The sequence below is a fragment of the Acetitomaculum ruminis DSM 5522 genome, assembly GCF_900112085.1.
Lineage (GTDB): Bacteria > Bacillota > Clostridia > Lachnospirales > Lachnospiraceae > Acetitomaculum > Acetitomaculum ruminis.
Window position 1 is genome coordinate 1 of record NZ_FOJY01000039.1, and the last position, 4,630, is coordinate 4,630.

The 4,630-nt window shown below is 32.3% G+C and carries 1 protein-coding gene and 1 pseudogene; both read right to left on the reverse strand.

Features of this window, described 5'->3' with window-relative positions; all coding sequences use genetic code 11:
- Positions 1 to 3,457 (reverse strand): annotated as a pseudogene (locus BM153_RS13305) (hypothetical protein); the annotation flags it as partial.
- Between the two features lie 97 nt (positions 3,458 to 3,554).
- On the reverse strand, positions 3,555 to 4,049 hold the full coding sequence (locus BM153_RS13310; RefSeq protein ID WP_092874982.1) for a hypothetical protein: 495 nt from the start codon (positions 4,047 to 4,049) through the stop codon (positions 3,555 to 3,557).
- Positions 4,050 to 4,630 lie beyond the last annotated feature (581 nt).

Here is a 4,630-nt window from a genome sequence, read left to right on the forward strand (position 1 = left end):
ATGTAAGGTTTTTGCAAGCATAAAATGCATTCTTACCAATGGTTGTAACATTTGTGCCTATTACTATTGATTTAAGTTTTCCATAGTTTTTGCAAGATGCATCAGCTATTTCTGTTACTTTAAAGGTTTTGTCCTTATATTTAATAGCTGCAGGAATTGTGATATTTGTAAGAGCTGTAGTCTTTGCTCCTATAAATTTCACTGTAGCATTTTTTGTACTTACATTAGTTACCTGATAACGGAAACTGCCCACAAGGATTTTATCTCCCTTTTTAATAGCATTTGCTGCTTCTTCAAGTTTTTTAATGGCTGCTTGTGCATCTTCAAGTTTTTTTACTAAGTCGGCATTGTTTTCTTTTAGATAATCCTGTTCTTCCTTAGTAAGGGCTTCAAATTCTTTCTTAAGATTTTCAACTGTCTCCTTGTCATTTAAGGTGATTTTTTCTACATCGCATAAAGCATTGATTTTTTCTGCCAAAAGGGCAGTTTTAATAACCATTACAGCTTTAGTATATTTATCAAGAGTGTCGCCGCTTATGTATTTTTTCAGTTCTCCAAGCTTTTCATAAGCTTTTTGAACATTTTCAACTGCTTCTTTGTTTTCTAAGCTTACCTTCTCAGGAAGCTCATTAATAAGGTTGCTTACTTCTTTTGCTGTTTGAAGGTCTTCGTAGATATCTCCTGTTTTATAGAGTTTTTCTACATTTGTAACATATGACTTATAGTAGGTTTGACCAAGATTATTGTAAGCCTCTAAAGCCTCGTTATAGGCATCTTTATTTTCAAGATCCTCTAAAGTATATTCCTCTTTAAGGTTATTAATAAGCTCAATAACTGCATCTATCTTTTCTGAATCTGCATCTGAACACATACGGGCATTTGGTTTTGATACCTTTGATGGGTCAATGGCTGCTATGGCTGAATATAAGTTATAATACTCTTTTCCAAAGCCGCTTTCTAAATCTTTAACCTTAACTGCCTCGTCATAAGCTGCTTTTAAATTCTCTTGACCTGTCTTGGAAGCAGTCTCTAAAAGAGGAGTTGCAATTTCAATAAGCTTGTTTAAATCTTCTTTAGTTGGTGCATATTTATTATAAATACTTCCACCATTTGCAATATCGCAAAGGCTTATAATTATTTTTTTCTCATCAACGCTACCGCCTACCTTATTTAGCCACTCTCCTTCACTATAGAACAAGCTTTTTAAAGTATTTAAAGGTGAGTGGCTTTGGTCAAACTGATATTTCTCCACATCAAAGCCAATGGCATTTAAGCCTTCCATAACTGCAACATGACAACTTGAAGTAACATATTTTACTTCATCATAATATGTAAAGAGTCCCGCCATATCTTCCTTATCTGAAAGATATTTATCTCTTACTTCTTCAATAAGATAAATTTTTTGTTTTTCGCTAAGGTCATCTCCTAAGACAGCCCAGGCAAGGCTTCTTAATTCTATATCCCCTGAAGAATTCATGGCAAAAAACTTCACTCTGTTTAAAAGATCATTCATATATGGATAATCACTTTGGGCTCCGGCAGCTTTAAGAGCTATATATGTCCAAATATCTGCTTCGTTTGAACCAAATGATTTATGCTCATACTTTTCGTCACATTTTTCAAGAAGTTCCACATAGTTTGAGCCATTAAAGTCATAAGGATTTTCCCCGGAAATAACAAGATCAAGAATAAGAAAACCATATGTTTTTGCCGGAATTTTTCTGTCGATTCTAGCTTTTGTAATATTATATATTTTAGTATTATCAAAGGACAATCCGGCAGCTGCCCTCATGAAAACATCCCAATAACTAGCCTGAGCAAGATTACTTTCTGTAGTATACCAGTCTGTCTTATTAAGAAGTTCTTTTGCTTTTGCCTTTGTATTATCTGATATACCAAAATAATTTCCAAGAGTCTTATTTACAAAAGTATATATTTTCTTGTTTGTTCCATCATAGGCAGTAACGACTATATTGGTATAGGAATCAGAAGCTTTGGCATTAAAAATCCAGTAATCTCCTTCTTTAGTTCCCTCTTTTCCATTAAGGCTTGCTTTTGCCCCTTCTGAAACCTTTATCCTATAAACTATATCTCCATTTCCTAATGATTCTACATAGTAAGAAGTATCTTCAGAATTTAAGCTTCCTTCAAGTTTTCCATTTTCTATAGAAATATCTTCGATATTACATTTAGAAGATAACCAGTTTAACTTTATGTTATGAACCTTTGTGTCTCCATTTTCAGCTGTTAGGGTAACAGGAATTTCCTTAGTCTGACCCGGTGAAACCTCTATGGAATAAATAGAACCGTATAGGGATTTTACCATGTCTTCAGGAAGGGATACCTTCGCTGCCTCATCTTCGGTTCTTATTTGTAAAAGCAGGTAAGGATATTTCATATTTTCAGGAAGATTAATAGAATATTCATCCTTATCTGCATCAACGCTTGTAGTAAAATCAGCTGGATTGTCTAAATATTTATACACATAATTAAATGCATGAATATCTTTAATTTCAGCATTATTAGAAAGAACAGGTTGACTTTCCTCACCGGTATAATTAATAATCCATACAAATTCATCTATTACAGCTGTATCTGCATAAAATTTTCCCAACTCATAATCATCAGAACCTGTCAGTTCTCCCAAATAAGAACCATAGTCTGTTTCACTGTAGGCTTCTATTACATTAATGCCTTTTTTTAGATAAATTGGAGCTGATACAATATCATTTTTTCCTGTATCTGATGAATTAAACTGAACTTTTTGGGAACCGTTAATTCTAAAAAAGTTATTATCAGGTAACATCCACTTAGGAAGGGTCTTTGAAGTAAAAACAGTATATTCTTCATGAGGTCTAGTAAATCTTAAATAAACCTTAGATTCCTTAAAATCATCTAATTCCTTAACCTGAGGCACCGAATTTTCAGCATCGGTTCTTGCTTCTTCTAAAGAATTCTTAGATGAGTCTAATAATTCAGCTCCCGGATTTGTTACACATGCTTCACCTCTTTCAAGGGTATCTTTATTTTTTGAAATTAGTATAAAGCTTTCTGTTTTTTGGGTTTGAGTATCCTGAATATCAAAATAAAAGGTTTGTGCTCCCTTAGACTGGAAAGCAGGACCTGAAGACTGAAAAAGTATTCCCCACATATTGGAAGTTTGGTCGTCTAAACTTATTTTAACAGTATTATCAATAGAACAACTGGCAGATGTTACTATATATCTTTGAGAGTCTGTAACATAAACCCTAAATCTATAAGAACTACTACTGGTTATACCATCTGTTACATAAACATTATCTGATATTTTTTTACAAGGAACTGCCGTTTTACTATCCATAACCTCTACTTTTTCAATGGAATTTTCGGCAGCATGTACAGATGTAGAAAAATAGCCAACAAAAAAAAGAGCGAAAATCAAAAAGGCATACTTGATTTTCGAAAATTTAAATATCATTTTGTATTTCCTCCACTATTTTTTTGTCAGAAAGCTCAATATTTAACATGAGCTTTCTGCCTTGCTTTTACAGTTGTTAACTAGCTAATTACCAGGATTACCAGTCAAAAGAACTGTAGGCGAAATTTAAAAATACATTAATGTTATCATTGATAACATATGATGACATATAAACCTGTCCATATGTATTATCATTCATTTTTTCACCCACATAGTACTCCCAGTCACTTCCTTCATAGTGTCCATGGTTTCCATTTACTGTTGTACTGCTTTCACTCTTATAAGCTTCTCCGTTAATTATCATACTCTCAAGATATCTGTAAGCCTCTCCTTGGTAAGTCCCAAATTTAAAATTCGGGAAATAATTCATTAATTTTTCAACTGCCTTGTCAAGAGTTGTTCCTGAATCAACCGTCACTGTTATAGGACCTGCTAAAAGTTCTTCTTTATCTTTATAAATGTTGAAAGTTACAGTTTTCGTAGTAACATTAGTGTCTGCTTGTGTTCCATCAGCTGCCAATGCTGTCAGACCCATAGCCATTGTCATAGTTACTACTAAAAGTAATGATAGTATTTTTTTCATAATTCTCATATGTTTTTCCTCCTTGATCATAAAATACTATTTTTGTGGTATATAGGAAAGATTTTCTCTTCCGCTTTACCCGTTGCCAGTTAACAAACTTACGTTTATTAAATTTGCGAATTAAATAACAATACTTCTGCAGATTTCTTTGTTTAAAAATTCACATTTTTATAATAATTCTATATATTTTTATTGTCAAGATGTATTTTTAATTTTTTTTTTATGTTTTTCATGTTTTTTATCATAATTATAACTACTCAAACCCCTATAGGGTATATATTTATTAATCTGCAAATTTACCAAGAAATTCGTTTTTGTAATTTCTGGGAAATTTTTTAAATACCAGCCTTTTTCAGATATAAGTAAAACAGAGTTCATATCACACGATATTTGCGATACAAACCCTGTTTTTTTATCTTATTTTGTTTTTATTTTACTTTTACTGTTTTGCTTTGTCCCTTATTGCTTAAAAGTATTTTGTAGGTCTTTAACTTTTTAGCAGGAACTTTTATAACAGCTTTTTTATTAATACCGCTAAGGGCTTTAGCTCCCACTTTCTTTAAAAGGGTGCTTTGTATATTTATTAATGT

Coding starts and splice junctions, on each gene's coding strand:
- BM153_RS13310 (WP_092874982.1), bottom strand. CDS start 4,049: ATGAGAATTATGAAAAAAATACTATCATTACTTTTAGTAGTAACTATG.